Source organism: Pseudomonas sp. S3_B11, from assembly GCF_054667715.1.
In genome coordinates this window covers 1,239,164-1,265,886 of sequence record NZ_CP162749.1, presented here as the reverse complement: position 1 = coordinate 1,265,886, position 26,723 = coordinate 1,239,164, and the positions used below count along the sequence as shown (strand labels likewise).

General features: G+C 63.7%; 19 protein-coding genes. 9 read left to right on the top strand and 10 right to left on the bottom strand.

The genetic code is table 11. The annotated features are described in order from the left end of the window. Positions 1-171 precede the first annotated feature (171 nt). Both codB and codA read left to right on the top strand, forming a co-directional pair. Positions 172-1,443: a cytosine permease gene (codB, locus tag AB4O22_RS05905; protein WP_027912969.1), complete on the top strand. Its 1,272-nt coding sequence runs from the start codon at positions 172-174 to the stop codon at positions 1,441-1,443. A gap of 12 nt (positions 1,444-1,455) precedes the next feature. Next, entirely contained in the window at positions 1,456-2,703 is a 1,248-nt protein-coding gene (gene codA, locus AB4O22_RS05900; protein WP_027912968.1) for a cytosine deaminase, read from the top strand. A gap of 174 nt (positions 2,704-2,877) precedes the next feature. Here the strand turns inward: codA and AB4O22_RS05895 are convergent, their stop codons facing one another. After that, positions 2,878-3,870 carry a diaminopimelate epimerase gene (locus tag AB4O22_RS05895; RefSeq protein WP_460095991.1) on the bottom strand — a complete coding sequence of 331 codons (993 nt, stop codon included), beginning with the start codon at positions 3,868-3,870 and terminating at the stop codon, positions 2,878-2,880. Between the two features lie 174 nt (positions 3,871-4,044). On the opposite strand from AB4O22_RS05895, the gene AB4O22_RS05890 reads away from it, so the two are divergent. Next, positions 4,045-5,196, top strand: a complete 1,152-nt coding sequence (locus tag AB4O22_RS05890) for an MFS transporter (RefSeq protein WP_003203927.1) — start codon at positions 4,045-4,047, stop codon at positions 5,194-5,196. Between the two features lie 69 nt (positions 5,197-5,265). Here AB4O22_RS05890 and AB4O22_RS05885 read toward each other — a convergent pair whose 3' ends face one another. The 8 genes from AB4O22_RS05885 to AB4O22_RS05850 form a co-directional block, all read right to left on the bottom strand. After that, positions 5,266-5,706, bottom strand: coding sequence for a carboxymuconolactone decarboxylase family protein (locus tag AB4O22_RS05885; protein ID WP_223472985.1), 441 nt, complete (start codon positions 5,704-5,706; stop codon positions 5,266-5,268). A gap of 269 nt (positions 5,707-5,975) precedes the next feature. Next, a complete protein-coding gene (locus AB4O22_RS05880; protein ID WP_223472986.1) occupies positions 5,976-7,418 on the bottom strand; it encodes a mechanosensitive ion channel family protein in 1,443 nt (480 codons plus the stop codon). 208 nt (positions 7,419-7,626) lie between these two features. Continuing rightward, the gene (locus AB4O22_RS05875) at positions 7,627-8,493 is read right to left on the bottom strand and encodes a pirin family protein (protein ID WP_039012681.1); all 867 of its coding nucleotides are present in this window, start codon (positions 8,491-8,493) and stop codon (positions 7,627-7,629) included. A gap of 168 nt (positions 8,494-8,661) precedes the next feature. Next, positions 8,662-9,276 (bottom strand): response regulator transcription factor, encoded by a 615-nt coding sequence (locus tag AB4O22_RS05870; protein WP_039012891.1) that lies wholly within the window; start codon positions 9,274-9,276, stop codon positions 8,662-8,664. A gap of 114 nt (positions 9,277-9,390) precedes the next feature. After that, positions 9,391-9,825 carry a response regulator gene (locus AB4O22_RS05865; protein ID WP_028236688.1) on the bottom strand — a complete coding sequence of 145 codons (435 nt, stop codon included), beginning with the start codon at positions 9,823-9,825 and terminating at the stop codon, positions 9,391-9,393. Positions 9,826-9,953: 128 nt separating this feature from the next. Then, positions 9,954-13,154, bottom strand: coding sequence for a transporter substrate-binding domain-containing protein (locus tag AB4O22_RS05860; RefSeq protein ID WP_460095990.1), 3,201 nt, complete (start codon positions 13,152-13,154; stop codon positions 9,954-9,956). Positions 13,155-13,449: 295 nt separating this feature from the next. Then, positions 13,450-14,790, bottom strand: coding sequence for a lysine N(6)-hydroxylase/L-ornithine N(5)-oxygenase family protein (locus AB4O22_RS05855; protein ID WP_460095989.1), 1,341 nt, complete (start codon positions 14,788-14,790; stop codon positions 13,450-13,452). A gap of 145 nt (positions 14,791-14,935) precedes the next feature. After that, positions 14,936-15,418: a sigma-70 family RNA polymerase sigma factor gene (locus tag AB4O22_RS05850; protein ID WP_003203940.1), complete on the bottom strand. Its 483-nt coding sequence runs from the start codon at positions 15,416-15,418 to the stop codon at positions 14,936-14,938. Between the two features lie 316 nt (positions 15,419-15,734). On the opposite strand from AB4O22_RS05850, the gene AB4O22_RS05845 reads away from it, so the two are divergent. From AB4O22_RS05845 to AB4O22_RS05835, 3 genes are read left to right on the top strand one after another with little or no spacing between them, the layout of a single operon-like run. Continuing rightward, complete coding sequence (locus AB4O22_RS05845) at positions 15,735-16,883, top strand: efflux RND transporter periplasmic adaptor subunit (RefSeq protein ID WP_027912965.1); 1,149 nt, start codon at positions 15,735-15,737, stop codon at positions 16,881-16,883. Further along, entirely contained in the window at positions 16,884-18,854 is a 1,971-nt protein-coding gene (locus tag AB4O22_RS05840) for a MacB family efflux pump subunit (RefSeq protein ID WP_223472989.1), read from the top strand. A gap of 10 nt (positions 18,855-18,864) precedes the next feature. Beyond that, a complete protein-coding gene (locus AB4O22_RS05835) occupies positions 18,865-20,259 on the top strand; it encodes an efflux transporter outer membrane subunit (RefSeq protein WP_003203946.1) in 1,395 nt (464 codons plus the stop codon). A gap of 849 nt (positions 20,260-21,108) precedes the next feature. On the opposite strand, the gene pvdP is transcribed toward AB4O22_RS05835, so the two are convergent. Continuing rightward, positions 21,109-22,725: a pyoverdine maturation tyrosinase PvdP gene (pvdP, locus tag AB4O22_RS05830; protein ID WP_223472806.1), complete on the bottom strand. Its 1,617-nt coding sequence runs from the start codon at positions 22,723-22,725 to the stop codon at positions 21,109-21,111. Between the two features lie 337 nt (positions 22,726-23,062). Between pvdP and pvdM the strand changes: the two genes are divergently transcribed. The 3 genes from pvdM to pvdO are packed head-to-tail and all read left to right on the top strand — an operon-like array spanning position 23,063 to position 26,606. Continuing rightward, positions 23,063-24,433 carry a pyoverdine-tailoring dipeptidase-like protein PvdM gene (gene pvdM, locus AB4O22_RS05825; protein ID WP_460095988.1) on the top strand — a complete coding sequence of 457 codons (1,371 nt, stop codon included), beginning with the start codon at positions 23,063-23,065 and terminating at the stop codon, positions 24,431-24,433. After that, positions 24,430-25,707, top strand: coding sequence for a pyoverdine-tailoring periplasmic protein PvdN (pvdN, locus tag AB4O22_RS05820; RefSeq protein WP_038858939.1), 1,278 nt, complete (start codon positions 24,430-24,432; stop codon positions 25,705-25,707). The genes pvdM and pvdN overlap by 4 nt, the downstream gene beginning before the upstream one ends. 23 nt (positions 25,708-25,730) lie before the next feature. Beyond that, complete coding sequence (gene pvdO, locus AB4O22_RS05815; protein ID WP_028237324.1) at positions 25,731-26,606, top strand: dihydropyoverdine dehydrogenase; 876 nt, start codon at positions 25,731-25,733, stop codon at positions 26,604-26,606. Positions 26,607-26,723 lie beyond the last annotated feature (117 nt).

Here is a 26,723-nt window from a genome sequence, read left to right as displayed (position 1 = left end):
GAGGCTGGATCATCGGCAATGAGAGCTGTGTTCCAACTTGAATCACCGCCGCACCGCTTTCGATCCCTTCGCCCACCCAATCCCAAAGATTGTCTATAAATAACCTCGCGATCACTCGCTTGGCACGGCCGCTGCAAGCTTGCGACATCCCTCATCCGCAAGGACCGCCACATGACTCAGAACGATCCGGGCAATGACTATCCCTTGAGCGAAGTCCCGATGCACGCTCGCAAGGGCCTGGCCTCCACGGCCATGGTGCTGCTGGGTTTCACCTTTTTCACCGCCACCATGTTTGCCGGCGGCAAGCTGGGGGTGGCGTTCGGTTTTGCCGAAATGCTCACGATCATCGTCATCGGCAATCTGCTGCTGGGCCTCTACGCCGCAGGCCTGGGCTACATCGCCTTCAAGAGCGGGCTCAATTCGGTGCTCATGGGCCGCTTCTGTTTCGGCGAGGTGGGCAGCAAGCTCAGTGACTTGATCCTGGGGCTCACGCAGATTGGCTGGTACGCCTGGGGCACGGCGACTGCCGCGGTGGTGCTGGGCAAGTATTTCGAATTGAGCGAGGGCACCGTGCTCGGGTTGATGGTGCTGTTCGGCCTGGGCTTCTGTGCCACGGCCTACATCGGCTATCGCGGGCTGGAAATCCTCTCCTACATCGCCGTGCCGGCGATGATGTTGCTGTTGATGCTGTCGATGTGGGTCGCGACGGTGAAGGTCGGCGGCCTCGACGGCTTGCTAGCGATAGTGCCGACGGGCAGCCTCGACTGGTCCACCGCCATCACGCTGGTGTTCGGCACCTTCGTCAGCGGCGCGACCCAGGCGACCAACTGGACGCGATTCTCCCGTTCGGCGAAGGTCGCGGTGCTGGCGAGCCTGATCGGCTTCTTCCTGGGTAACGGCCTGATGGTGCTGATCGGCGCCTACGGGGCCATCGTCTATCAGCAGCCGGACGTGGTCGAGGTGCTACTGTTGCAGGGCTTCGCCATGGCAGCGATGGCCATGTTGCTGCTCAACATCTGGAGCACCCAGGACAACACCATCTACAATTTCGCCGTGGCCGGTTGCAACCTGCTGCGCACCCGCCGGCGCAAAACCGTAACCCTGGGCGGTGCGGTGATCGGCACGCTGCTGGCGCTGCTGGGCATGTACGATCTGCTGGTGCCATACCTGATTCTGCTGGGCACGGTGATCCCACCCATCGGCGGGGTAATCATGGCCGATTTCTTCTTCCGCTGGCGTGGTCGTTATCCGCGCCTGGCCGAGGCGCAACTGCCGGCGTTCAACTGGCCCGGGCTGTTGGCCTATGGGGTTGGCACCGTCGCGGCGTTCAATTCGCCATGGGTCGCGCCACTGGTAGGAATCGCTGCCGGCGCGCTAACGTATGTGCTATTGATCAGCGTAATGGGTACTCGCACCGCTGATGCGCCCCTACAAGACCTCTAAAGGATTCGCCTGATGCACATCATCAACGCCCGTCTGCGTAACCGTGAAGGCTTGCATGAACTGCACCTGGAAAACGGCCTGATCGCCAACATCGCCCGCCAGACCGAGGCACCCAGCCTCGGCCCGGAAGACCTCGATGCCGGCGGCAACCTGGTGGTCCCGCCCTTCGTTGAACCGCACATTCACCTGGACGCGACCCTAACTGCCGGCGAACCGCGCTGGAACATGAGCGGCACGCTGTTCGAAGGCATCGAGTGCTGGGGCGAACGCAAGGCCACCATCACCGAGGAAGACACCAAGACCCGCGCCAAGAAAACCATCCAGGCCCTCGCCGCCCATGGCATCCAGCATGTGCGCACCCACGTCGACGTGACCGACCCCGAGCTCACGGCGCTCAAGGCGCTGCTGGAGGTGCGCGAGGAAAGCCGTCACCTGATCGACATGCAAATCGTCGCGTTTCCCCAGGAAGGCATCGAGTCCTATCGCAACGGCCGCGAGCTGATGGAAGAAGCCATCCGCATGGGCGCCGACGTGGTGGGCGGCATCCCCCACTTCGAGTACACCCGCGACCAGGGCGTCAGCTCGGTGAAATTCCTCATGGACCTGGCCGAGCGCACCGGCTGCCTGGTGGATGTGCATTGCGACGAAACCGACGACCCGCACTCACGTTTCCTCGAAGTGCTCGCCGAAGAGGCCCGCAGCCGCGACATGGGCGCGCGCGTCACCGCCAGCCACACCACGGCCATGGGCTCCTACGACAACGCCTACTGCGCCAAACTGTTCCGCCTGCTCGGGCACTCGGGCATCAGCTTTGTCTCGTGCCCGACCGAAAGCATTCACCTGCAAGGGCGCTTCGATAACTTCCCCAAACGCCGCGGTGTCACCCGGGTCAACGAACTGCTCGAAGCCGGGATGAACGTGTGCTTCGGCCAGGATTCCATCGTCGACCCGTGGTACCCGCTGGGCAACGGCAACATCCTGCGGGTCCTCGAAGCCGGCCTGCACATCTGCCACATGCTCGGCTACCGCAACCTGCAAAGCGCCCTGGACCTGGTCACCGACAACAGCGCCAAGGCCATGGCCCTGGGCGAGCGCTACGGCCTGGAACCCGGGCGCCCGGCGAACCTGCTGATCCTGTCGGCAGACAGTGACTACGAAGTGATCCGCAGCCAGGGCTTGCCGCTCTACTCGATACGCAACGGCCAAGTGCTGATGAAGCGGCAGATGCCGGTGGTGGAGTTTGCGCAGCAGTTGAACTGAATAGCGGTGGGTCAGTTGCATCCAGGTTGGATGTACTGCCGCCTTCGCGAGCAAGCCCGCTCCCACAAGGGGATCCTCAGTGGACATGAATGTTGTGTCCAACACCGATCCACTGTGGGAGCGGGCTTGCTCGCGAAGACGGCATCGGCCACACCGCAAAACATCCAGAAAACGCTACGACACAAGCCGCGCCGTCCCAAACAGCCTGACCCGCACCAACTCACCCGCCTCTTCTTCCAGCAAAATCGGCGCAGTGCCCCCCGGCATCACCACACTCACCGCCCCCGCCTGCACCCAGCCCACCCGCCACGCCGCACTGGCCACGGCACTGGCGCTGGTGCCCGAGGAAGCCGTGGGTCCCTCACCTCGCTCGAACACCCGGGCCGCGATTCGCCCTTCGGCTTCGTGCCAGGCCCATTGCAGATTCACCCCCCTCGGGCACGGGACGCCGGCCCCACCGGGCGCCGCATAAGCAATCCGAGTCAGGCTTTGCGACAGCGCCGCAGCACGCATCTGCGAATTGCCCGGCAACGCCTCGACACCCGCCACCAGCGTCACGCAATGAGGATTGCCGATACTCACGAACTGGCTGTGGCCCCACGCTGGGTTCAACTGGTGAAGCGCCGCCACACGGCTGACATCGCACTGGTTGAACAGCACGCTCTCGACCTCCTGGGCGCCAACAGCCTGGACCCCGAACAACGGTTTGCCCAGGTCCAGCCAGAAGCCTTGAACGCCGTCGAACTCAGCGGCACGAACCGAGGTTTGCAACGGTGACAAGCCGTCGGGTTTATCGTGATGAACCTGCAGCACACACTCCCCCGCGCCCGGCATCAAGCCCTGCGCTTGCAACGCCTGGGAGAAAATCGTCAGGCCATTGCCGCTGCGCTCGGCCAGAGTGCCGTCGGTGTTGACGATCAACAGATCAAAAGGCGGTTCGCTCTGGAACGGACCGATCAACAGGCCGTCACTGCGATGGGCCTTGGCGTCCGGCGGCGCCTCATCCGGTGCCCAGGCGCAGAACGCGTGCACGGCAGCCGTTGCCCAGGACTCACGTGCCTGGGCAGCCTGGACGGCTGACTGGGGCAGACCAATGCCGTGGTCACGGACCTGCTGCGGTGAAACGACTCCATAGATATTGCCGCGCGCGTCGTAAAACTTCGTCATGGACCAAACCCGGTATCAGCCAGCAGGGGCCGGTACTTTATGCTGGCAAAGGCTGTGAGAGCAAAGCCTGCACGTTGGCCGGCACCTTGGGGTCGCAGTGCGGTCAGTGGATATGCAAGCATAGGCCCCTACCCGCCGCACCGCACCACACCGCCCGAAAGCCAAGGACGTTTCATGACTGCCATTACGCCCCCGCCCACCTTTATTCCCGGACGCCTGGAACAGATGTCCACCCGCATCGCCTATCTCATCGCCGGCATCGGCATCGCCGCCTGGGCGCCGCTGGTGCCTTACGCCAAGGTGCGGGCGAACCTGGATGAAGGCACCCTCGGGTTGCTGCTGTTATGCCTGGGGGTCGGGTCGATCCTGGCGATGCCGATTTCCGGCGCGCTGGCGGCGCGGTTCGGCTGCCGGCGGGTGCTTAGCGGCGGCACGATTCTGATCTGCCTGGCGTTGCCGTTGCTGGCGACGATGACCTCCCTGCCCTGGCTGGTGGCCGCATTGTTCCTGTTTGGCGCCGGGCTCGGCACCGTGGACTCGACCGTGAACCTGCAAGCGGTGATTGTCGAGCGGGCCAGTGGCAAGACCATGATGTCGGGTTTCCACGGCATGTTCAGCCTCGGCGGGATCATTGGCGCGGCGGGTGTGAGTGCCCTGCTTGGCCTGGGGCTTTCGCCGCTGGGAGCGACGCTGGTGGTCAATGGGGTGCTGCTGGTGGCGTTGTTCAAGGCTGCGCCGCACCTGCTGCCCTACGGCAGCGAAAGCTCGGGACCGGCGTTCGCCATTCCCCACGGCGTGGTGCTGTTTATCGGCATCCTGTGCTTCATCGTGTTCCTGGCCGAAGGCGCGGTGCTGGACTGGAGCGCCGTGTTCCTGACCACCGAACGCGCAGTGGATACCGCTTATGCCGGACTCGGTTATGCCGCCTTCGCGCTGACCATGACCGTCGGCCGGCTGACCGGCGATTCAGTGGTGCATCGCCTGGGGGCCAAACGCGTGATCATCTATGGCGGATCGATCGCGGCAGCCGGATTCCTGTTGGCAACCCTCGCACCGATGTGGCAAGCCGCACTGCTGGGTTATGCGTTGGTGGGCGCCGGGTGTTCGAACATCGTGCCGGTGCTCTACACCGCCGTCGGCAAACAGACCTTGATGCCAGAGGCCATCGCTGTTCCGGCCATCACCACCATCGGCTATGCCGGCATCCTTGCCGGCCCGGCGCTGATCGGCTTCGTTGCCCATGGCAGCAGCCTGAGCATTGCCTTCGGGTTGATTGCGATATCGCTGGTGGCGGTGGCGGCCAGTGGCAAAGTGTTGAAGGTCTGAGGCCTCCACGGACCTGTGGGAGCAAGGCTTGCCCCCACAGGTTCACCCCCACAGGTATTTTTCTTCTGATTACGCCTCAGGCATCTTGCGAAAGCCCACTGCCAAGCGGTTCCAGCCATTGATGGCGTTGATCGCCACGGTCAGGTCGACCATTTCCTTGGGGCTGAAATGCTCGCTCAACAGGGCATAGTCCGCGTCCGGGGCATGGGTGTCGCTCAGGCGGGTCAGGGCTTCGGTCCAGGCCAGAGCGGCGCGCTCACGGCCGGTGAAGAACGGCGCTTCACGCCAGGCAGTCACGGCGTACAGCCGACGCTCGGTCTCGCCGTCCTTGCGGGCATCGGCGGTGTGCATGTCGATGCAGAAGGCGCAGTCATTGATTTGCGAGGAGCGCAGCTTGACCAGCTCCAGCAGGGACTTCTCCAGGCCCAGCTTCGAGACGGCGGTTTCCAGGGCCAGCATGGCTTTGAAAGCGTCAGGGGACGCGGTGTAGAAATCGATGCGCGGTTGCATGGTGAACTCCAGAACAATTGGGTGTGGCGCTACGTTAGCCGTGCAGTGGCGCGGTACAAATAGCCAATTGTTGGGAAGTTCGGGTGGCCAATGGGAGACCGATGCTGATCCTTTGAGAAGAACACGAATCTATCGTGGCGAGGGGATTGTGGGAGCAAGGCTTGCCCGCGATGGGTGCGATGCAGTCCTTCAGAGATCGAGGCGCCGGTTTCGCGAGCAAGCTCTGCTCCCACACAGCGAGGGAGCGGTGCTTGTCGTTCAGATACGGTTCAAGCCCGATTGCGCAACCACTGCAGGAAGCGTTTCTTGGCGACCGGCTTGGGGGCTTCGCGGGTCAGGTTCTGGGCGAGGTGCATGCGTACGTCCAGCAGGTTTTTCATCGCGTCGTTGATGTCGCGACGGGCTTCGAGGCAAGGCTTGAGGTAGCTGTTCTCGATGCGGTACAGGGTGCAGAAAGTCTTGGCGGAAAAATTCGCCAGCGCCGCCTGCTCGGCGACGATCCCGGCTTCGCCGATCACCTCCCCCGGCCCCATGCGCCCGCCCTCGAGTGGCTGGCCGTTGCGCATGAGGGTCACGCTGACCACTCCGGACTCGATGATGAACAGATGATCGCTGACCTCCCCGGCCGCCAGGATCACATCACCCGCACGGAAGGTCTGCAGGGTCATGTTCTGGCTGAAGGTATCTTTCTCGTCCTGGCGCAAGGTAGAGAAAATGTTCGAGCTTTCCAGCAAGGCCCTGGGTCGCGACACCTCCTGGGGCACCGCGCTTTCACTGGTGGACAACAGGCTCACGCCCGACGCCTGCAAATGCCGGAACGCCAGGTCGAACAGTTGGTTGCGCACCGTGCGTTTCTGGGCCATGGAGGCAACGAACCCGCTGATCTCGTACTCCGCCCCGCCACTGCCGCTGCTTTTGAGCGTCACGCAGGGGGCCGGGACGGCGAGCAAGGAACGACAGCCGATCATCGCCCGCTCCAACGCGTCGATCACGGTTTGTGGCCGCGCGTGAGGGCTGACCTGGATACTGATGGACAAACCATGGACGTCGCTGGGTCGACTGAAGTTGATGACCTTGGCCTTTGCCGCCAACGAGTTGGGGATCACCGCCATGCTGCCCTGGGAGGTCTGCAAGCGCGTGGCTCGCCAGTCGATGTCAGTGACCCGGCCTTCGGTGCCGTCGATGGAAATCCAGTCATCGAGCTGATAAGGCTTGGTGGTGTTGAGCACGATCCCGGAGAACACGTCGCTGAGGGTGCTCTGCAAGGCCAGGCCGACGATGATCGCCATCGCACCGGACGTCGCCAGCACGCCTTTGACCGGCAAATCCAGCACATAGGCCATTGCGGCGATGACGGCGATCAGGAAAATCACCGCGCCGAGCAAGTCCTGCAACAACCGCCCGGTATGGCCGACCCGTTGCATCATCGCCGCGCCGATCAGCACCGTCAGGGTTCGCGCGGCAAACAGCCACCAGGCGATCTGCAGGCCGGTCGCGGCCAGGTGCCGCGGCACATCCTCGACCCACTGCGCCGGGACCATGGGGTTGAGGCCTTCGTTGAACAGCAGCACGCTGAACAGCGAAAAAATCACCAGCCTTGCGCCAACTTTCCAATAGATCCGATCCGCACTGACCAGGCGCCACATCAACAGGTCGAGCACCAGCAGCGCCAGGGAACAGAGCAGCGGGTGCTCGGAGATCAGAGACAGCATCGGGACAGCTCCAGGAAGGCGATTGGCGAAGATTGGCACAGAATGACCACGCTGTAGAGCTCCTCACAAAACTCCTGTGGGAGCGAGCTCGCTCGCGATTGCGGTGTATCAGCCAATGACTCATCGACTATCAGACTGCTATCGCGAGCAAGCTCGCTCCCACACAAGCTCGCTCCCACACTGGGTTCTGGGTGGCTGTTGTTTCGCGTCAGTCGTCCATCCGGCCAAAACGCCCGGAGTGGAAATCGTTGAAGGCCTGGTGGATTTCCTGCTCGCTGTTCATCACGAACGGACCATGGCCGACGATGGGTTCGTCGATCGGCTCGCCACTGAGTAGCAGCACCACCGCGTCGTTATTGGCTTGCAGGCTCAATTGGTCGCCAGCCCGGTCGAACAGGGCCATCTGCCCGGCCTCGACCCGTTCGCGACCATTGGCCTGGACCGAGCCTCGCAAGACCACCAAGGCGGTGTTGTGGCCTTCGTGCAGGTCGAGAATGAGGTTTTTCCCGGCATTCAAGCGGATGTCCCAGACATCGATAGGCGTGAAGGTCCTGGCGGGGCCTTGATGCCCTTCGAAGCGCCCGGCGATCAGGCGCAGACTGCCGGCGTTGTCTTTCAGGGCGATGTTCGGAATGTCGCCCTTGAGGATCGTCTGGTAGCCGGCCGGGGCCATCTTGTCCTTGGCAGGCAGGTTGACCCACAACTGGACCATCTCCATGAACCCGCCCTGCCGGGCGAAGGCTTCGGAGTGGAACTCTTCGTGGATGATGCCGGACGCGGCGGTCATCCATTGCACGTCGCCGGGACCGATCTTGCCGCCGCTGCCGGTGGAATCACGGTGCTCCAGTTCGCCCTGGTAGACGATGGTCACGGTTTCGAAACCGCGATGCGGGTGCTGGCCGACGCCACGACGCTCGGTGGTGGGCGTGAATTCAGTCGGGGCAGCGTGGTCCAGCAGCAGGAACGGGCTGACGTGCTTGCCCAGGTTGTCATAGGAAAACAGCGTGCGAACCTGGAAGCCATCGCCGACCCAATGGGGCCGCGGACTGGTGTAGAGGCCGATGATGTTTTTCATGCTGTGTCTCCAAAAATCAGGCGCTGCGATTCAATGGACACAGCTTAGAACCGACACCTTTGCAGCACTAGACTGCAAAAACCGGCCTTAGCGTTCTATTTAGAGAACAGCGATCAAAAAACTGTGGGAGCGAGCAGGCTCGCTCCCACATTATTTGGTGTAACTCATTCAAAGGTGATTGCGCTTGGCAAACTCCGACAGCCCCACCAAGGATTTCAGGCCGAGCTTTTCCAACAGCCGAGTCTTGTAGGTGCTGACGGTTTTTGGGCTCAGGAACAGGCTTTCGGCGATGTCCTTGCCGCGCATGCCCATGGCCAGCATGCGCAGGATGGACAACTCGCGGGCGGAGAGGCTTTCCAGGGCCTGCTGTTCGCTGCGTTGCTGAAAATCCAGCCTGACGGACATTTGTGGAAAATAGGCATAACCGGATTTCAAGGCCTGGATGGCCTTGGTCAGTTCCTTGAGGTCGCTTTTCTTGGTCACAAAACCTCGGGCCCCGGCCGAGATGCAGCGGTTGCAGAAGTGCTGCGCATCCTGGGAAGTGAACACCAGCACGCTGCATTCAGGGAACTGGGCCATGATCCAGACCAGCAGGTCCAGGCCATCGAAACCGTTCATCACCAGGTCGAGGATCACCAGGTCCGGCGCGCACTCCTTGATGAGGGCCCTGGCATCAGCCGTGCCGCTGGCGTCCCGGATGTGGGTGAACGCCTCATTCTGGCAAATAAGCCGCAGCGCCCCTCGTATGACAGGGTGGTCATCCACGATCAACACGTCTTTCAAGGCAATTCCCCAGGTCATTACAAACGGCACCGGCGCCATGACTGCACCGGACTCTTGCACAAGCGCCAGGTCCTGCCACCTGTCAGATCCGACAGTGCAGACCAGCGGTCTTCCTCAGCGTCCACGGCCCTGCCTGAGGGCACGCGTCCACGGTTGCAACGACTCACTGGCTTGAGGGTCGACCCGCTCCATCAGGCGCCGCAGGGAGGCAAGGTCAGGCAGTGGCGCCTGGCTCAGGTGCATGCTCGATCGGCGCGCGACAGGCACCGGCGACAGGCTGGCCGGTTGCGCGTTGTAAATCATCCCGTGACGAACCTGTGGGCTATAGATAACAAAATCGTGCAAGTCCAACGCCCCGCTTGCCAGCCCGGCATTGACGACAATCAGGTCGAAGGGCTCGCTGCCGTACTCCACCAGCGTCAGCAACTCTTGCACATGGCTCACGGGGACAATCCGGAAATAGCCCTGTTGATTGAACAGGCGCTCCAGCACGATTCGATGAGCATGGTGTGGGTCGGCAATCAAGATACGGAGTGCTTTGTTCGGCATGGCAAGCTTTCCAATAGCAACGCGCCAGGTAGAAACCGGCTCAAGAACATTAAGGGTCGTCAGGCTAGAGGAAGCTTTTGAAAGACGATGTAGGACTATTCCTAAAATGAAGCCAGACGAAGCCCTTGTTAGGTCTTCAGTTGTTCCGCCAGGTGCTCGATGGCTTGGCGAATATCTTCCACGGCTTGGGCGAGCAACAACGTGTCGTCGCCCCGACAAGCGTTTTCCAGCGCTTCGCAGGCGGCGATCAGGCGTTGCGCCTGAACGATCCGCGCTCCACCCTTGATCCGGTGCGCCAGGTCCGCCAGGCCCGGCAAGTCTTGTCGGCTGGACAGATGCAACAGTCGCGCTAGATCGTCGGCATTGCTGCTGACCAGTTCTTCCAGCAGTGCCCTGATGGCGGTCGTGTCGCCGCCGGTCAGTTGTTCCAGGCTGGTCAAATCGATGCCGTCGTCGGGCTGAGGCGCCCCCACGTCCGGCGTGACCGAAGCCAGGCACGCGTTGAGCGCCCGAAGACTGATGGGTTTGAACAGGCAATCGTCCATCCCGGCGTCGGCGCAGCGGTCCTTTTCCTCAGGTTGGGCATTGGCCGTGAACCCCAGGATCACCCCGGGCGAGAGGTTTTGCGCATGCTCTTCGTCGCGAATGGCCCGCGCCAGTTCATAGCCGCTCATCAAGGGCATGTTGCAATCAGTGATGACCACATCGAAGTGCTCGCTGCGCCAGGCGTGCAGACCTTCGACACCGTTCTGCGCTTCCTGGACACGATGGCCCAGGTAGCCCAGTTGCTGGGACAGCAACAAGCGATTGGCCGGGTAGTCGTCGACCACCAGGATACTCAGCGCCCGGCCCGGCACCAGCGCCTCGGCCTCGACAGGCGGCGCGGTCGGCAAGGCATCGAGCAGGGGCAGGTCCAGCAGGATCTCGACCTGCGTGCCCGCCCCCGCCGCGCTGCGCAATGTCAGGGTGCCGCCCATCATTTCGCACAACGTGCGGCTGATGACCAACCCCAGCCCGGAACCGCTGCGGGCCGACTGGGTCGTGTGGGTGGCCTGGGTAAAGGGGCTGAACAGGCGACGCTGGTCCTCAGGCGAAATCCCGCAGCCGGTGTCCTCGACTCGCAGGCAAATACCCAGGCGCCCGTGTTCAATGTCCGGCTCGCCGCGCACACTCAAGCGCACCTCACCCTGGTCGGTGAACTTGATGGCGTTGCTCAACAGGTTCGAGACGATCTGCTTGAAGCGCAACGGGTCGATCAACACGTCACGGTTGACCCCGGCGTCCAGCACCCGTTGCAAGCGCAGGTGTTTCTGCCGGGCCAGGCCCTCGAAAATCCGCGCCACCGACTCGGTCAATTCGTGCAGATTGGCCCGTTGCGGCGCCAGCGACAGCTTGCCCGACTCAATGCGAGCGATGTCGAGGATGTCGCCGATCAAGTCCAGCATGCCATGGGCGGCCCCCGACGCGACCTCGATGGCGAACCGGTCCACGATGCCTTGGTCGGCTTTTTTCAGGGCCAGTTCCAGCAGGCCGATCACCGCGTTCATCGGTGTGCGGATCTCATGGCTCATGGTCGCCACGAAGGTGGTCTTGGCCCGATTGGCGTCGTCGGCGCTTTCCTTGGCGACGCGCAATTGCTCCAGCAGGCGCCGCAGGTAAATGACCCAGCCCAAGGTCACCAGCAACAGCAGCGCAGCGACAGTGAACCCCTGGAGAATCGTGGTGCGGTTGCGCAGCCAGTAACTGTCGTCGATCACTACCTCACTGCGCCAGCGGTTGGTCAGCTCGTCCATCTCTTCGGGAGAAATGCTCAACAGCGCCTTGTCGAGAATCGAGTAAAGCTCCAATGCGCCCCGGTTCGTCGCCAACGCAACGCGCGCGGGCAAGGTGCCGACAGTACTGGTGACCTGCAGCTTGTCGCGATACTGGCGGGAGATCATGTAGCGGGCGCTGATCAACGGATTGACCGCAGCGTCCGCCGTGCCGGCGGCGACCATGGCCATGGCGTCGGCGGTGTTTTGTGCCGTCACCAACTGCACGCGGGGGAACTGCTCCAGCAGGAACTCGCGCAACACGCTGCCGCGCACCAGCGCCAGGCGCTTGCCAGCCATCTGGTCCAGGGTTAGCGGGCCCTTGGCCCGAGCGGGCACCACAAGCACGAACGGATTCGTCAGGTACGGTCGGGTAAAGCGCAACTCGTCTTCGAGTTCGGTGCTGGGTATGGCGGTCGCCAAGACATCGGCCTTGCCGCTCTTGATCTGGCCGATCAAATCGTCAACCGAGCCGCCACGCTGCACATCGAATTTCAAACCGGTGCGCAAGCTGATCCTCGCCAGCACATCGGCGCCGATGCCGCGCAAGTGGCCCTGTTCATCGAAGAACGTCAGCGGCAGGAAGTTTTCGTTGGCGGCGACTTTGATCCGTGGGTGGGCATCCAGCCAGCGCTGCTCCTTGACGCTGAAATGCAGTGCCTGCTGCCCTGGCAGGCTCACGCCGCCGGCACTCCAGCGCCGCAGGATGCTCATGTGTTCGCTGGCGGGAATGGCTTGCAGCGCGGCATTGATGATGCGCAACAGGCGCGCGTTGTCGCGACTGACCGCGAAGGCGAACGGCTGCACTTCCATGCGCGAGAAATCGGCCAGTTGAATATTGTTCAGGTAATTCTTGCTGATCAGGTAGTTGGAACTGATCGAATCCCCCAGATAAACGTCGGCCTGACCAAACGCCACGGCACCGATGGCGCTCAAGGTCGAGGGGAACAACCGCAAGGAAGCCTCGGGATAAAACGCCTCGACCGTCTCCGGCGGCAAGTAGTGATACAGCATCGCCACGCGCTTGCCCGCCAGGTCGGTGGGCAAGTCCTGGCTGTCGTCGATGCGGGCCACGAGGGTGGGCAGGTCATCGGCATAGGCCTGGGACATCGCCAGGTCCCGATCGGCGGCTTCGAAGCCGTTGGCGGTGCCGAGCATGTCGATCTCACCGCCGCGCAGGGCCTGGAGCGATTCGGCACGGGATGGATAGCGCTGGACCTGCACCTTGACGTGCAGGAGTTGCCCGAGCAATTGCGCATAGTCGGCGGTCAGGCCTTCATAGTCGCGACCATTGCCGGTGATGCTGAACGGCGCGTAGTCCGGCGCCGAGGCGCCCAGTTGCAACGGGCCCTTCTGGCGCAGCCAGGTCCAGTCGGCATCGTCCAGGGACACCGAATAATCGCTCACATTGGAGCGCCCGAGCACCTGCAGCGCCTCGGGGGCCGCGCCCACCGGTGGCACCACACTCAATGAGCCCAGCAACAGCGCCACCAGGCCTGTGCGAAGAAGCAGCATCATCTGGTCAGGGTGTTTCGCTTGGCGTAGTCGGCCCGGCGCACCGTCGACTGCACATTCAGTCAGGGTGGACCGGCTGAGGGGTTCAGACTGCCAATACGAGGGAACAGCGAACCGAGCCTTTCAAACAGCAGGAGGCTGTGAAGTGAGTGTAGGAAGTTTCTGAAGAATTTCCTGCGAGTGACCCAAGGCCAGGCCTATGACCTGTGGGAGCGAGCTTGCTCGCGATGGCGTCAGTTCAGCCAATATTGAAGTGACTGACACTACGCCTTCGCGAGCAAGCTCGCTCCCACAGGGCCTATACGGCGGCGAGCAACTGATCGCGCACCGGACGCGCCTGCCCGCGATTGTTCCCGTGCTCATACAGCGAGCCGGCGATTTCATCGGCGCGCACCGGCAGGATTGACAGCAAGGTGTCGCTCAGGCCATGGCTGGCCTGGCAGAAGCCCTGCATGTAGATCGCCGCCTTGCAGCGCTCGTCGGTGATCAGCTTGTAGTTGCGATCCACCTCGAAATCCCCCAGGTACTGAGCCAGCGGCTCCAGCAGGGTGCGGTGCATCTGCCGCTCGTAACCGGTGGCCAGCACCACGGCGTCATAGCGGCGCACGGTCAGTTCCCCGGTGGCGTTGTTGCGCACTGCCAGCTCCACGCCGGCGTCGGTGGCCGTGGCCGTGGCCTTCTCCACCGTCGTGAGAGTGCGGAACGCATGACGGGCGATGCCGGAGACTTTCTGGCGATAAAAAATCCCGTAGATGCGTTCGATCAGGTCGATGTCCACCACCGAATAGTTGGTGTTGTGGTACTCGTTGACCAGGCGCTCGCGCTCGCTGTGGGGTTGCTGGAACACCAGGTTGGTGAACTCCGGCGAGAACACTTCGTTGACGAACGGGCTGTCGTCCGCCGGCTTGAGGGCCGAGCCGCGCAGGATCATGTCGACCTGCACCGAAGGGAAGCTGTCGTTGAGGTCGATGAAGGCCTCCGCCGCGCTCTGCCCACCGCCGATGATCGCGATGTTCATCGGCTGGCCCTTCACGCACGGCTGGCTCGCCATACGCGCCAGGTACTGGGAATGGTGGAACACCCGCGCGTCGTCCTTGAACGCCTTGAACGCCTCGGGGATGCGCGCCGTGCCGCCGGCACTGACCACCAGCGCACGGCTGCTGCGGACCAATTCTTCGCCCTGGGCATTGCGGGAAATCACCCGCAGCGCCTCGACCTGCTGGTTGTGCAGCAGCGGTTCGATGCGCAGTACTTCTTCGCCATAGCGACTCTGCTCGGTGAAATGCCCGGCCACCCAGCGCAGGTAGTCATTGAACTCCATGCGGCACGGGTAGAAGGTGCCGAGGTTGATGAAGTCCACCAGGCGGCCATGGTGCTTGAGGTAATTGACGAACGAATACGGGCTGGTCGGGTTGCGCAGGGTCACCAGGTCCTTGAGAAAGGAAATCTGCAACTCGCTCTGGGTCACCAGGGTGTTGCCGTGCCAGCGGTAGTCGGCCTGCTTGTCGAGGAACAGCACGTCCAGCTCGCCCTGGACCGACCCGCGCTCCTGCAGCGCGATGGCCAGCGCCAGGTTCGAGGGGCCGAAACCGACGCCGATCAAGTCGTGAACGATGGGCGATGCAATTGCCTGTGTCATGTCCAGTGTCCTCTGGAAAAGCCCTCAACAGGGCGCGAAAAGCCTGGGGTGACCTGCCCAGCGTTTAGGGGGCCAACAAGTCGTGTGTTGAGAGGAACGAGGACAATGAAAAAAAATTTACCGCGAGGCGACCGGCGTGGGCAGATTAATGCGCGTCCCACTGCCGCACGCGAACGCGGCAGTGCTTCATGGCGTTGACGATGTGTTTTTCCACCAGCGCCCGGGAAATGCCCAGGCGCTCGGCGATTTGCGGGTGGGACAGGCCTTCGAGCTTGCGCAGCAGGAAGCTCTCGCGGCACAGCGGCGGCAGCTCGGCCAGGGCACGCTGGAGCATGTCCAGGCGCTGGCCGTGGTCGAGACTGGAATGGGGCGACGGGGTGAAGAAGCGCTCTTCGCTGTCCAGCACCTCCAGGGATTCGACCTGGCGCAGGGTATTGCGCCGATGCCCGTCGATCACCAGGTTCAATGCCGTGCGATAGAGGAACGCCCGGGGCTGTTCAATGGGGGTGTCGCTGGCGCGCTCCAGCACCCGTACATAGGCGTCATGCACCACATCCTCGGCCGCCTGGCGGTTGCCTAGCCTGGCGTTCAGGAAACACACCAGCTCGCGATAGTAGTTTTCCAACATGACTCCCGTGCGCAATGGCTGCGACCGCTATCCGTGCCCACTCGGCATGCCCGGGACAGGCAATGGCACGATGGTGGCAGATTCAATCGCGTAATTTATAGTAATTCTCATATAGATTTAAAGCTTTGGTTTGTATCCGGGCTGATTCATTCATTTGCAGTGGCGCCGAGAACCGCTGTTGTGGCGAGGGAGCTTGCTCCCGCTCCTACAAGTGTTTCACACCAGTAAATTCCCGCCCGGAACGCTCGTTTACCAGAACAGCCTCCCGTCCCTGCCCTTCCTGGGACGGGCCCGATATCACCGGCCGGAACCCCGCATGAAACGTCCCCGCCCTACCCGACGCGCCTGGCTTCTCACCTTCGCTCTGCTTCCGGCCGTGGCCTTCGCCGCGTGGCAAGCGGTCGCGCCAAGCCGGGCGCCCCTGGTCACCGCGCCCGTCACCCGTGGCGATATCGAAAACAGCGTCACCGCCCTGGGCACCCTGCAACCGCGGCGTTATGTCGACGTCGGCGCCCAGGCGTCCGGGCAGATCCAGAAGATTCATGTGGAAGCCGGCGACGAGGTGCGCGAAGGCCAGTTGCTGGTCGAAATCGACCCATCCACACAAAAAGCCCGGCTCGACGCCGGGCGTTTTTCCATCGAGAACCTCAAGGCCCAGCTCCAGGAACAGCGCGCCCAGCACGACCTGGCGCAGCAGAAATCCCGCCGCCAGCAGCAACTCAAGGCCGGCGGCGCCACCCGCGAGGAAGACGTGCAGACAGCCCAGGCCGAAGTGCGAGCGACCCAGGCACGCATCGACATGTTCCAGGCGCAGATCCGCCAGGCCCAGGCCAGCCTGCGCAGCGACGAGGCTGAATTGGGCTATACGCGCATCTATGCGCCGATGAGCGGCACCGTGGTCGCCGTCGGTGCCCGGGAAGGCCAGACCCTCAACGCCCAGCAGCAAACCCCGTTGATCCTGCGCATCGCGCGCCTGTCGCCGATGACCGTCTGGGCCGAAGTTTCGGAAGCCGACATCGGCCACGTCAAACCGGGCATGACCGCTTACTTCACCACCCTGGCCGGCGGCAGTCGGCGCTGGAGCAGCACCGTTCGCCAGATCCTCCCGGTGCCGCCACGTCCGCTGGAAGCCAGCCAGGGCGGCAGCCCCAGCGGTGGGCGCAGCGGCAGCGAACGGGTGGTGCTCTACACCGTGTTGCTCGACGTCGACAATGCCGACCGCGCGCTGATGACCGACATGACCGCCCAGGTGTTTTTTGTCGCCGCCCAAGCCAACGACGTGCTGACCGTGCCCATCGCCGCCTTGCAGGACACCGGCCAGGTGCGGGTGCTGGCCGACAATGGCGATGTCCAGCCACGCACCGTTCGCACCGGCGTCAGCGATCGGCTGCGCACCGAAATTGTCGACGGCCTGAGCGAAGGCGACCGGGTGCTGATCGGCCCGGCCAGCGGCAGCGGAGGCTGAATGAACGCGCCCCTGATCGAACTGCGGGACATTCGCAAGGCCTACGGCGGTGGCGACAGCCCTCGGGTGGAGGTGCTGCGCGGCATCGACTTGGCCATTCACGCAGGGGAATTCCTGGCGATTGTCGGGGCGTCCGGCTCCGGCAAATCCACCTTGATGAACATCCTCGGCTGCCTCGACCGCCCCACCAGTGGCGAGTACCGTTTCGCCGGCGAAGACGTCGCCAATCTGGGCAGCGATGAACTGGCCTGGTTGCGGCGCGAAGCGTTCGGTTTCGTGTTCCAGGGCTATCATTTGATCCCCTCTGGCACCGCCCAGGAAAACGTCGAGATGCCGGCCATCTATGCCGGCACCTCGGCCGCCGAGCGCCACGCCCGGGCCTGCGCCCTGCTTGAGCGCCTGGGCCTGGCCAGCCGCACCGGCAACCGCCCCCATCAATTGTCCGGAGGCCAGCAGCAACGAGTGTCGATAGCCCGGGCATTGATGAATGGCGGCCACATCATCCTCGCCGACGAACCCACCGGCGCCCTCGACAGCCAGAGCGGCATCGAGGTCATGGCCTTGCTCGACGAACTGGCGAGCCAGGGCCACGTGGTGATCCTGATCACCCACGACCGCGAAGTGGCGGCCCGGGCCAAGCGCATCATCGAGATCCGCGACGGACTGATCATCAGCGACAGCGCCAGCTCCTTGCCGAGCGAGGTGCCAGCCAACCCAAAGGCACTGCAAGCCGTGGACCTGCGCCAGCGCCTGAGTGCCGGCAGCGAACACAACGGCGCCTGGAAAGGTGAGCTGGTGGACGCGGTACAAGCGGCGTGGCGGGTCATGTGGATCAATCGCTTTCGCACCGCCCTGACGCTACTGGGCATCGTCATCGGCGTGGCCTCGGTGGTGGTCATGCTGGCCGTGGGCGAAGGCAGCAAGCGCCAGGTCATGGCCCAGATGGGCGCCTTCGGCTCGAACATCATCTACCTCAACGGCACCGCGCCAAACCCGCGCGCCGCCAAGGGCATCATCAGCGAGTACGACCTGGCCGCCCTCGCCGTCCTGCCCGAGGTGCAACGGATCATGCCGGTCAACGGTGCCAACGCCAGCGTGCGTTTCGGCAACCTCGACCACGCCAGCTATGTCGGCGGCAACGACACCAATTTCCCGAGCATCTTCAATTGGCCGGTGGCCGAGGGCAGCTACTTCAGCGAGGCCGACGAACGCGGCGCCGCGGCAGTGGCGGTGATCGGCCACAGGGTCCGGCAGAAACTGCTCAAGGATGTCGCCGATCCCATCGGCCGCTACATCCTGATCGAGAACGTGCCGTTCCAAGTGGTCGGCGTACTGGCCGAAAAAGGCGCCAGCTCCGGGGACTCCGACGCCGACAACCGTGTGGCGGTGCCCTACTCCGCCGCCAGCGTGCGGCTGTTCGGCACGCGTCATCCCGAGTACGTGGTGATCGCCGCCAAGGACGCGGGTAAGGTCCAGCAGGCCGAGCAAGCCGTCTCGCGGACGCTGTTGCGCCTGCACGACGGCAAGCAGGATTTCGAACTGACCAACAACGCCGCGATGATCCAGGCCGAGGCGCGCACCCAGGGCACGCTGTCGCTGATGCTCGGCGCCATCGCCGCGATTTCACTGTTGGTGGGTGGCATCGGCGTAATGAATATCATGCTCATGACCGTGCGCGAACGCACCCGCGAGATCGGCATCCGCATGGCTACCGGCGCCCGGCAGCGCGACATCCTGCGCCAATTTCTCACCGAAGCGGTGATGCTCTCGGTGGTCGGCGGGCTCGCCGGTATCGGCCTGGCCCTGCTGGTGGGCGGCGCGTTGCTGCTGGGCAATATCGCCGTGGCCTTCGAATGGCTGGCGGTGTTCGGCGCCTTCGGCTGCGCCCTGGTCACCGGCGTTGTCTTCGGTTTCATGCCGGCCCGCAAGGCCGCCCGCCTCGACCCGGTCGCGGCCCTTACCAGTGAATGAACCCCACGCTATGAAAGTCCACCTGACCCTCCTGGCCGCCAGTCTTTTACTGGTGGCCTGCGGCACCCCTTTGTCGGCACCAGACAGCGGCCTCCAACCGCCACCGGCCTGGCAGAACCTCGATACGCCCGGCGCACGAGCGGATAACCAGCAATGGTGGACGCACTTCGGTAGCCCGCAATTGAACCGCTTGATCGAGCAAGCGCGCCTGGACAGCCACGACCTCGCCGCTGCCATGGCTCGGGTGCGCCAGGCCGAGGCCAGCGCGGTGATCGCCGGCGCGCCGTTGCTGCCAGCGGTCACGGCCGGGCTCAACGGCAATCGCCAGCAATTGTTGCGCGGCAAGGGCTACAGCCAGCTGGATGTGGATCGGAACAACCGCACCATCGATTACTACGACGCCAACCTCAGTGCCACTTATGAGCTGGATTTCTGGGGCGGCAAACGGGCGGCCCGGGACAGTGCGTTGAAGACGTTGTCGGCCAGCCAGTTCGACCGCGCGACGGTGGAGTTGACCCTGCTCAGCGGCGTCGCCAACAACTACACCCAGGCCTTGTCCCTGCGCGAGCAACAGCGCATCGCCGAACAGAACCTGGGCAACGCCCAACGCGTACTCGATCTGGTGCAGACCCGCTACGACGCCGGCAGCGCCACGGCCCTGGAACTGTCCCAGCAAAAAAGCCTGGTGGCGGCCCAGCAACGCCGCTTGCCCCAGGTGCAGCAACAGGCCCGCGAAGCCTTGATTACCCTGGCGACGCTGCTGGGGCAACCGGTGCAGTCGGTCACACTCGACGACGACAGTTTCGACCGCCTGCACTGGCCGGCCATCGACGCTGGCGTGCCCAGCCAATTGCTAAGCCGCCGCCCGGACATCGCCGCCGCCGAAGCCCGCCTCGCCGCCGCCCAGGCCGACATCACCGTCGCGCGCGCCGCCATGCTGCCCAGCGTGACCCTGGGCCTGAGCCTCGCCACCGGCGCCGACATCGCCGACCAGTTGCTGCGCAACAACGTCTACAACCTCGGCGCCGGCCTGGCCGCGCCGATATTCAACAATGGCCGCCTGAAGGCCGAACGAGACAGGACCATCGCGCGCCAGGAGGAACTGCTGGACCTCTACCGCGCCGCCATCATCAACGGCTTCGCCGACGTCGAAAAAGCCCTGAACGGCATCAACGGCCTGGACCGCCAACGGCAGTGGCAAAGCGAAGAACTGCACCAGGCCCAGACCGCCTTCGACATCGCCCAACGCCGCTACCAGGCCGGCGCCGAAGACCTGCTTACCGTACTGGAAACCCAACGCACCCTCTTCGCCGCCCAGGACATGAACGTGCAATTGCGATTGGCGCGGGTGCAGGCGAGCGTGGCGTTGTACAAGGCGTTGGGTGGGGGTTGGCAGGTCATGTAGGCCTTTACATTTCGATCGTTCCCACGCAGAGCATGGGAACGATCGGGTCGCGGGGGGCTGTGAAGATCGTTCCTCACGCTCCGCGTGGGAACGCAGCCAGGGACGCTCCGCGTCCCAAAGAGCCGAACGCAGAGCGTCCGTAGAGGCGTTCCCACGCAGAGCATGGGAACGATCGGGTCGCGGGGGCTGTGAAGATCGTTCCTCACGCTCCGCGTGGGAACGCAGCCAGGGACGCTCCGCGTCCCAAAGAGCCGAACGCAGAGCGTCCGTAGAGGCGTTCCCACGCAGAGCATGGGAACGATCGGGTCGCGGGGGCTGTGAAGATCGTTCCTCACGCTCCGCGTGGGAATGCAGCCAGGGACGCTCCGCGTCCCAAAGAGCCGAACGCAGAGCGTCCGTAGAGGCGTTCCCACGCAGAGCATGGGAACGATCGGGTCGCGGGGGCTGTGAAGATCGTTCCTCACGCTCCGCGTGGGAATGCAGCCAGGGACGCTCCGCGTCCCAAAGAGCCGAACGCAGAGCGTCCGTAGAGGCGTTCCCACGCAGAGCATGGGAACGATCGGGTCGCGGGGGCTGTGAAGATCGTTCCTCACGCTCCGCGTGGGAATGCAGCCAGGGACGCTCCGCGTCCCAAAGAGCCGAACGCAGAGCGTCCGTAGAGGCGTTCCCACGCAGAGCATGGGAACGATCGGGTCGCGGGGGCTGTGAAGATCGTTCCTCACGCTCCGCGTGGGAATGCAGCCAGGGACGCTCCGCGTCCCAAAGAGCCGAACGCAGAGCGTCCGTAGAGGCGTTCCCACGCAGAGCGTGGGAACGATCAGTCAATGGTGTTCATCCAGTTAGGAAGGGTTAAACCGGTTTGGATTTGAGATTGCGCGCATACCACGGCCGCGGCGGCACGCGGCGGAACAGTTCGGAGAGCTTTTTGTCATCGCTGCCGAAGGTGATGCGCAGCGCCAGTTTCATGGTTTCCGGGTCCATTTCCACCGAACGCCCAACCTGCAGCCCCGGCGTGGTGCTGCAACCGTGGGTATCCGGGCCTAGCCAAGGGTCGGCGATTTCGACCCAGCGGCCCGGGGCAAACCAAGGCACGCCGTTGACCTGAAGCCGGCTCACTTCCCCCGGGTGGAAACGTTCGTGGGCACGGAACCAGTCTTCGAGGCGGTCGTCGATCCAGCCATGGAAGGCCCAGAACACCGGGTTCACGTGGGAGGAAAACGGATCGCCGAGAAAGTCGTTTTCCGGTGCGAACCAACGCTGGGCGAAGTCCGACGGGTCGCGGGCGAACGGTACCGGGTGGCCGTTGGACGGGTCGCGTGGCACCGAAGCCCAGCGCATGTGCAGCCAGTCGTGCAGGCCCAGTTCCACTTCCGAACCAAACTGGCCCAGGGTCAGCTTCGACAGGTAGCGCGGGTCGCGGTAGCGTGATTCCCAGACCTGGAAATTGCTGTGGTACGTCTCAGCGGTCTTGATGTCGCTGACCCACTGGGCGTACTGCTCGTCTCCCCTGGCCAGCCAGGTCGGCGGCAAGGCCGTGCCATCGTGGTTGTCGAGATAGCGGGCGAACCCAAGGCGATCGCGCTCAAGCTCCGGTTGCGGCAAGGGGAAGTGCGGCCACGACGGCAGCGGCTGGAACGAACGCGCCGTGCCGAGCATGTGCCGGTGCATGAAAAAGAAGTCCACGCCCGAGCCGTTGCGATCCTTGCGCTTGCCGCGAGCATCACGCTCCTGGTCCCGAGGCCCAGGCTGCCAACCGATGCCGCGCAGGGCGTTGCGCTTGTCCTCGTCCAGGGTGTGCCATTTGTCCCGGGTGGCATGCCAGAGCTGGTGGAACAGCCGATGCTCGGGCGACACCAGCCAGGCCAGCAGCGCCGGGCTCAGCGGCGTGCGCTCCCGAGCCTCGGGGAAACGCCGCTTGAGGGCGATGAAATGATTGTCCTGTTCAGGCAGCGCCAAGGGACGGTCCAGGCGCCACACACGACCACTGAGGGTGGCGCTTCCGGCATTGCCAAAGCTGGCCCAGACTTCGTCCAGGGTCATGGTGAATTCATAGTCCGGCGCGTTCTGTCGAGCACTCATCAGCCGCCAGCTCAGTTGCTTCGGGTCGGTGCCGGCCAGGTCGCCCAACACCCGATAACGCGGCTCGTCGGCGCCGCGCAAGCGTTCGGCGCTGTCGAGGTAGCCCACCAGGCCACGGCCCCTCTGGCCGATATCGAGGAAGAGCTGCAGATCGTCCTGGGGCAAGCCTTCAAGGCCGGCGTCGCGGCCGGTGAAACGGATCGTCCAGATGCCCCGCAGCGTATCGGCCCGACGCTGGCCCGCTACGTCAGCCACGTCGAACGAGGCCTCGCCGGGGGTGATGCTCGGGTCCGGTCGGGTCAGTTCGCGATGCCCGTAATACACCGCAGGCACGGCGGCACCGGTCAGCGCCAGGCCTGCCATGAACCATCGTCGAGAAATCGTCATTGCCTTACCTGTGTTCGGCCCTGGAGCGGGCTTTATCCAAGCTAGAACGATGGGGGGGCTGACAAATTTATAGGGGCTGTTACGGCCTCATCGCGAGCAGGCTCGCTCCCATAGGGGAGCTGAGTACATTCGGCAGAGGCTGGTCAGCTGAAAGGTCGCCTCGCGAGCAAGCTTTGCTCCCACAGGTGAAACCCATTGCAATTGCACTGTGGGAGCAAAGCTTGCTCGCGATGACGGCCCCGAGGGCGCCTAAATTTCCCCGCCGATCACTCGTTCTCCCCAGATAGCAAAGGCCCCCGCGCCTGTCCTTCCAAGGCGAACCTGACTGAGATCGGCAATGACAACACCTCGTTCGAAAAAGGCTCTTTTCATCGGCCCGCCCCTGGCCCTGGCGTTGGCCGTCGGTGCTGGCGTCGCGGCTTGGGACCATTGGTGGCGGGACAACCCCGGCTACCCGGTCAAGGTGATGAAAGAAGCCAGGGAACTGCACGAACGCCTGCTGTCCTTCGACAGCCACATCACCGTGCCGCTGGATTTCGGCACCGCTGGCAACGAAGCCGACAAGGACGGCAAGGGTCAGTTCGACCTGGTCAAAGCCAACCGCGGCCACCTGTCCGGCGCGGCCCTGACGGTGTTCGGCTGGCCGGAGTTGTGGAACGGACCCAACGCCCCGCACAAGCCCACCGCCGGCTTCGTCGAGGAAGCGCGCAACCAGCAGGAAGTGCGCTACAAGATCATCACCGGCATGGTCCGCGACTTCCCCAACCAGGTCGCCATCGCCTACACCCCGGATGATTTCCGCCGCCTGCACGGCGAAGGCAAGTTCGCGATCTTCATCAGCATGCTCAACGCCTATCCCCTGGGCCACGACCTGAACCTGCTGGACCTGTGGACAGCGCGGGGCATGCGCATGTTCGGCTTCAGCTACATCGGTAACAACGACTGGGCCGACTCCTCGCGTCCACTACCGTTCTTCAACGATTCGCCCGACGCCCTCGGCGGCCTGTCGGATATCGGCAAGCAAGCGGTGACGCGCCTGAACGACCTGGGTGTGATCATTGACGTGTCGCAGATGTCGACCCAGGCCCTGGAGCAAGTCGCGCAACTGAGCCGCACGCCGCTGGTGGCCTCCCATTCGGCGCCACAAGCGATGGTGGACATTCCACGCAACCTCAGCGACAAGGAAATGCAACTGATCAAGGCCAGCGGCGGCGTGGTGCAGATCGTCGGCTTCTCCCAGTACCTGCGCCCGCTGACGCAAAAGACTCGGGACAAACTCAACGCCCTGCGTGAGCGTTTCGACCTGCCGCCACTGCCCAACCTGGCGATGGCGCTGATGCCCGGCGACCCGATCATCGCCGCCTGGCCGGAACAGAAATTCGGCGAATACGCCGGCCAGCTCTACGGCATCCTCGAAGACGAACCCAAGGCCAGCCTCAAGGACCTGGGGGACGCCATCGACTACACCGTGCGCAAGATCGGCATCGACCACGTCGGCATCAGTTCGGACTTCAACGAAGGCGGCGGTGTGAAAGGCTGGGAGAACGTCGGCGACATCCGCAACGTCACCGCCGAACTACTGACCCGCGGCTACTCCGAAGCCGACATCGCCAAACTGTGGGGCGGCAATTTCCTGCGGGTCTGGGACCAGGTCCAGAAAGCCTCCCGCCCCGCCATCGCCTCGACCCAGAAGACCGTCCAGCCATGAATGAACGTCGCACTTTCCTGAAGCAGGCCGGGATCCTCGCCGCCGGCCTGCCCCTCGCCGCCAGCCTGCCCACGGCCAGCGCCGCTCCTCTGCCGCCGCTGCCGAAAAATAAATGGGCGCAACTGCGCTCGCTGTTCAACCAGGACCCGGACTACCTGCACTTCTCCAATTTCCTGGTCACCACCCACCCGCGCCCGGTGCGCGAGGCCATCGAAGCACACCGCGCCGCCCTGGATAAAAACCCGGGGCTGCTGATGGACTGGGACCTGGGCGTCACCGAAGAACGCGAGGAAAACGTCCGCACCTGGGCCGGCCGCTACCTGCAAGCGACGCCCAAGCAGATCGCCCTCACCGGCAGCACCACCGAAGGCCTGTCGATGATCTACGGCGGCGTCCATGTGGCAGCCGACCAGGAAATCCTCAGCACCGCCCACGAACACTACGCCACCCACACCATTCTCGACCTGCGCAGCCAAAGGACCGGAACACGGGTACGCAAGATCAAGCTGTTCGAGAACGCCCACGACGCCAGCCACGAACAAATCCTCACGGCCATCGACCGCAACATCCGCCCCGAAACCCGGGTGCTGGGCATGACCTGGGTGCATTCGGGCAGCGGCGTGAAACTGCCGATCGACAAGATCGGCGCCCTGGTGGACAAGCACAACCAGGGCCGCAGCGATGAGCAGCGAATCATTTATGTGGTGGACGGCGTGCACGGTTTCGGCGTCGAAGACCTCAGTTTCCCCGAGATGAATTGCGACTTTTTCATCGCCGGCACCCATAAGTGGATGTTCGGCCCACGCGGCACGGGCCTGGTGTGCAGCCGCAGCGAAGAGCTCAAGTACGTCACGCCGATCATCCCGACCTTTTCCGAAGCCACGGCGTTTTCCACGGTCATGACCCCGGGGGGCTACCACGCCTTCGAGCATCGCTGGGCGGCGGACGAGGCGTTCAAGTTGCACCTGCAACTGGGCAAGGCCGAGGTGCAGGCGCGTATCCATGCCCTCAACAGCTATCTGAAAAAACAGTTGGTAGCACAACCGCAGATCGAGCTGGTCACGCCGCTGAGCCCAGACCTGTCCGCCGGCTTCACCTTCTTCCGGGTCAAGGGCCGCGAGAGCGACGAGGTGGCCGCCTACCTGATGAAGAACCGCGTGATCGCCGATGCCGTGCATCGCGATGCGGGGCCGGTGGTCCGTACTGCGCCGGGGCTGCTCAACACGGAGGCCGAGATCGATCGCTTCATGGGGTTGCTGGGCAAGACACTCTGAACCTGACTTATCGAGAGAGATGGATGAACAGTTTTTCGCTGAAGCTATTCCCGGCACTGGCCCTCGCCGCCCTGCTGCCCTCCGGCGCCCAGGCCTCGCAACCGGGCCAGGTCTTTCGCGACTGCAAGGACTGCCCGGAAATGGTCGTGCTGCCCACCGGCACCTTCCAGATGGGCACCCCGGAAAACGAAGTGGGACGCGAGCCCGACGAAGGCCCGATGCACCCGGTGACGTTCGCCAAGCCGCTGGCGATCAGTCGTTTCCAGGTGCTCAAGGGTGAATGGTTCGCCTACCTGCGCGACACCGGCTACACGATGCCCGACGGCGACAAACGTCCCGGTCGCGCCTGCAAGGCCGGCATCCCGGACTACCAGGGCAGTGACCCGCGCAAGCAGTACACAGACCGACATCCGGCGGTATGCATGGATTTCGCCGAGGCCAATGCCTACGTGGCGTGGTTGTCGAAAAAGACCGGTAAACAGTACCGACTGGTCAGCGAGTCCCTGCGCGAATACGCAGCACGCGGCGGCAGCGCCGACCCGTTCCCCTTCCCGTTCGATGACGGCAAGGACTACAGCATCGCCCAGCACGCCAACACCTACGGCGCGGCCGACGGCTACAACTTCACCGCTCCGGCCGGCAGCTTCGCACCCAACGCCTTCGGCGTGTACGACATGCACGGCAACGTCTACGAGTGGACCGCCGATTGCTACAACGAAAACTATGTAGGCGCCCCGAGCGATGGCAGCGCCTGGCTCAGCGGTGATTGCAAGGCACGCCGCATCCGCGGCAACGACTGGGGCGAAGCTCCGGTGTTCTCCCGCTCGGGCAATCGCAACGCGGTGTACCCCGATGCACGGGGCGATTGGCTGGGATTTCGGGTGGCGCGGGATATGTAGGCGCCCCAAGTGGGAGCAAAGCTTGCTCGCGATGCAGACACCTCGATTTAACAGGGAACCGCGTCGCCTTCATCGCGGGCAAGCCTTGCTCCCACAGAATAAATTCCCCTCCTCTCA

Bases quoted from the DNA above. Each gene is read 5' to 3' on its own strand.
- AB4O22_RS05875 (WP_039012681.1), bottom strand. From the start codon at position 8,493: ATGAAAAACATCATCGGCCTCTACACCAGTCCGCGGCCCCATTGGGTC.
- AB4O22_RS05885 (WP_223472985.1), bottom strand. From the start codon at position 5,706: ATGCAACCGCGCATCGATTTCTACACCGCGTCCCCTGACGCTTTCAAA.
- AB4O22_RS05855 (WP_460095989.1), bottom strand. From the start codon at position 14,790: ATGACACAGGCAATTGCATCGCCCATCGTTCACGACTTGATCGGCGTC.
- codB (WP_027912969.1), top strand. From the start codon at position 172: ATGACTCAGAACGATCCGGGCAATGACTATCCCTTGAGCGAAGTCCCG.
- codA (WP_027912968.1), top strand. From the start codon at position 1,456: ATGCACATCATCAACGCCCGTCTGCGTAACCGTGAAGGCTTGCATGAA.
- AB4O22_RS05840 (WP_223472989.1), top strand. From the start codon at position 16,884: ATGAACGCGCCCCTGATCGAACTGCGGGACATTCGCAAGGCCTACGGC.
- pvdM (WP_460095988.1), top strand. From the start codon at position 23,063: ATGACAACACCTCGTTCGAAAAAGGCTCTTTTCATCGGCCCGCCCCTG.
- AB4O22_RS05895 (WP_460095991.1), bottom strand. From the start codon at position 3,870: ATGACGAAGTTTTACGACGCGCGCGGCAATATCTATGGAGTCGTTTCA.
- pvdN (WP_038858939.1), top strand. From the start codon at position 24,430: ATGAATGAACGTCGCACTTTCCTGAAGCAGGCCGGGATCCTCGCCGCC.
- AB4O22_RS05860 (WP_460095990.1), bottom strand. From the start codon at position 13,154: ATGATGCTGCTTCTTCGCACAGGCCTGGTGGCGCTGTTGCTGGGCTCA.
- AB4O22_RS05850 (WP_003203940.1), bottom strand. From the start codon at position 15,418: ATGTTGGAAAACTACTATCGCGAGCTGGTGTGTTTCCTGAACGCCAGG.
- AB4O22_RS05890 (WP_003203927.1), top strand. From the start codon at position 4,045: ATGACTGCCATTACGCCCCCGCCCACCTTTATTCCCGGACGCCTGGAA.
- pvdP (WP_223472806.1), bottom strand. From the start codon at position 22,725: ATGACGATTTCTCGACGATGGTTCATGGCAGGCCTGGCGCTGACCGGT.
- AB4O22_RS05845 (WP_027912965.1), top strand. From the start codon at position 15,735: ATGAAACGTCCCCGCCCTACCCGACGCGCCTGGCTTCTCACCTTCGCT.
- AB4O22_RS05835 (WP_003203946.1), top strand. From the start codon at position 18,865: ATGAAAGTCCACCTGACCCTCCTGGCCGCCAGTCTTTTACTGGTGGCC.
- AB4O22_RS05880 (WP_223472986.1), bottom strand. From the start codon at position 7,418: ATGCTGTCTCTGATCTCCGAGCACCCGCTGCTCTGTTCCCTGGCGCTG.
- pvdO (WP_028237324.1), top strand. From the start codon at position 25,731: ATGAACAGTTTTTCGCTGAAGCTATTCCCGGCACTGGCCCTCGCCGCC.
- AB4O22_RS05865 (WP_028236688.1), bottom strand. From the start codon at position 9,825: ATGCCGAACAAAGCACTCCGTATCTTGATTGCCGACCCACACCATGCT.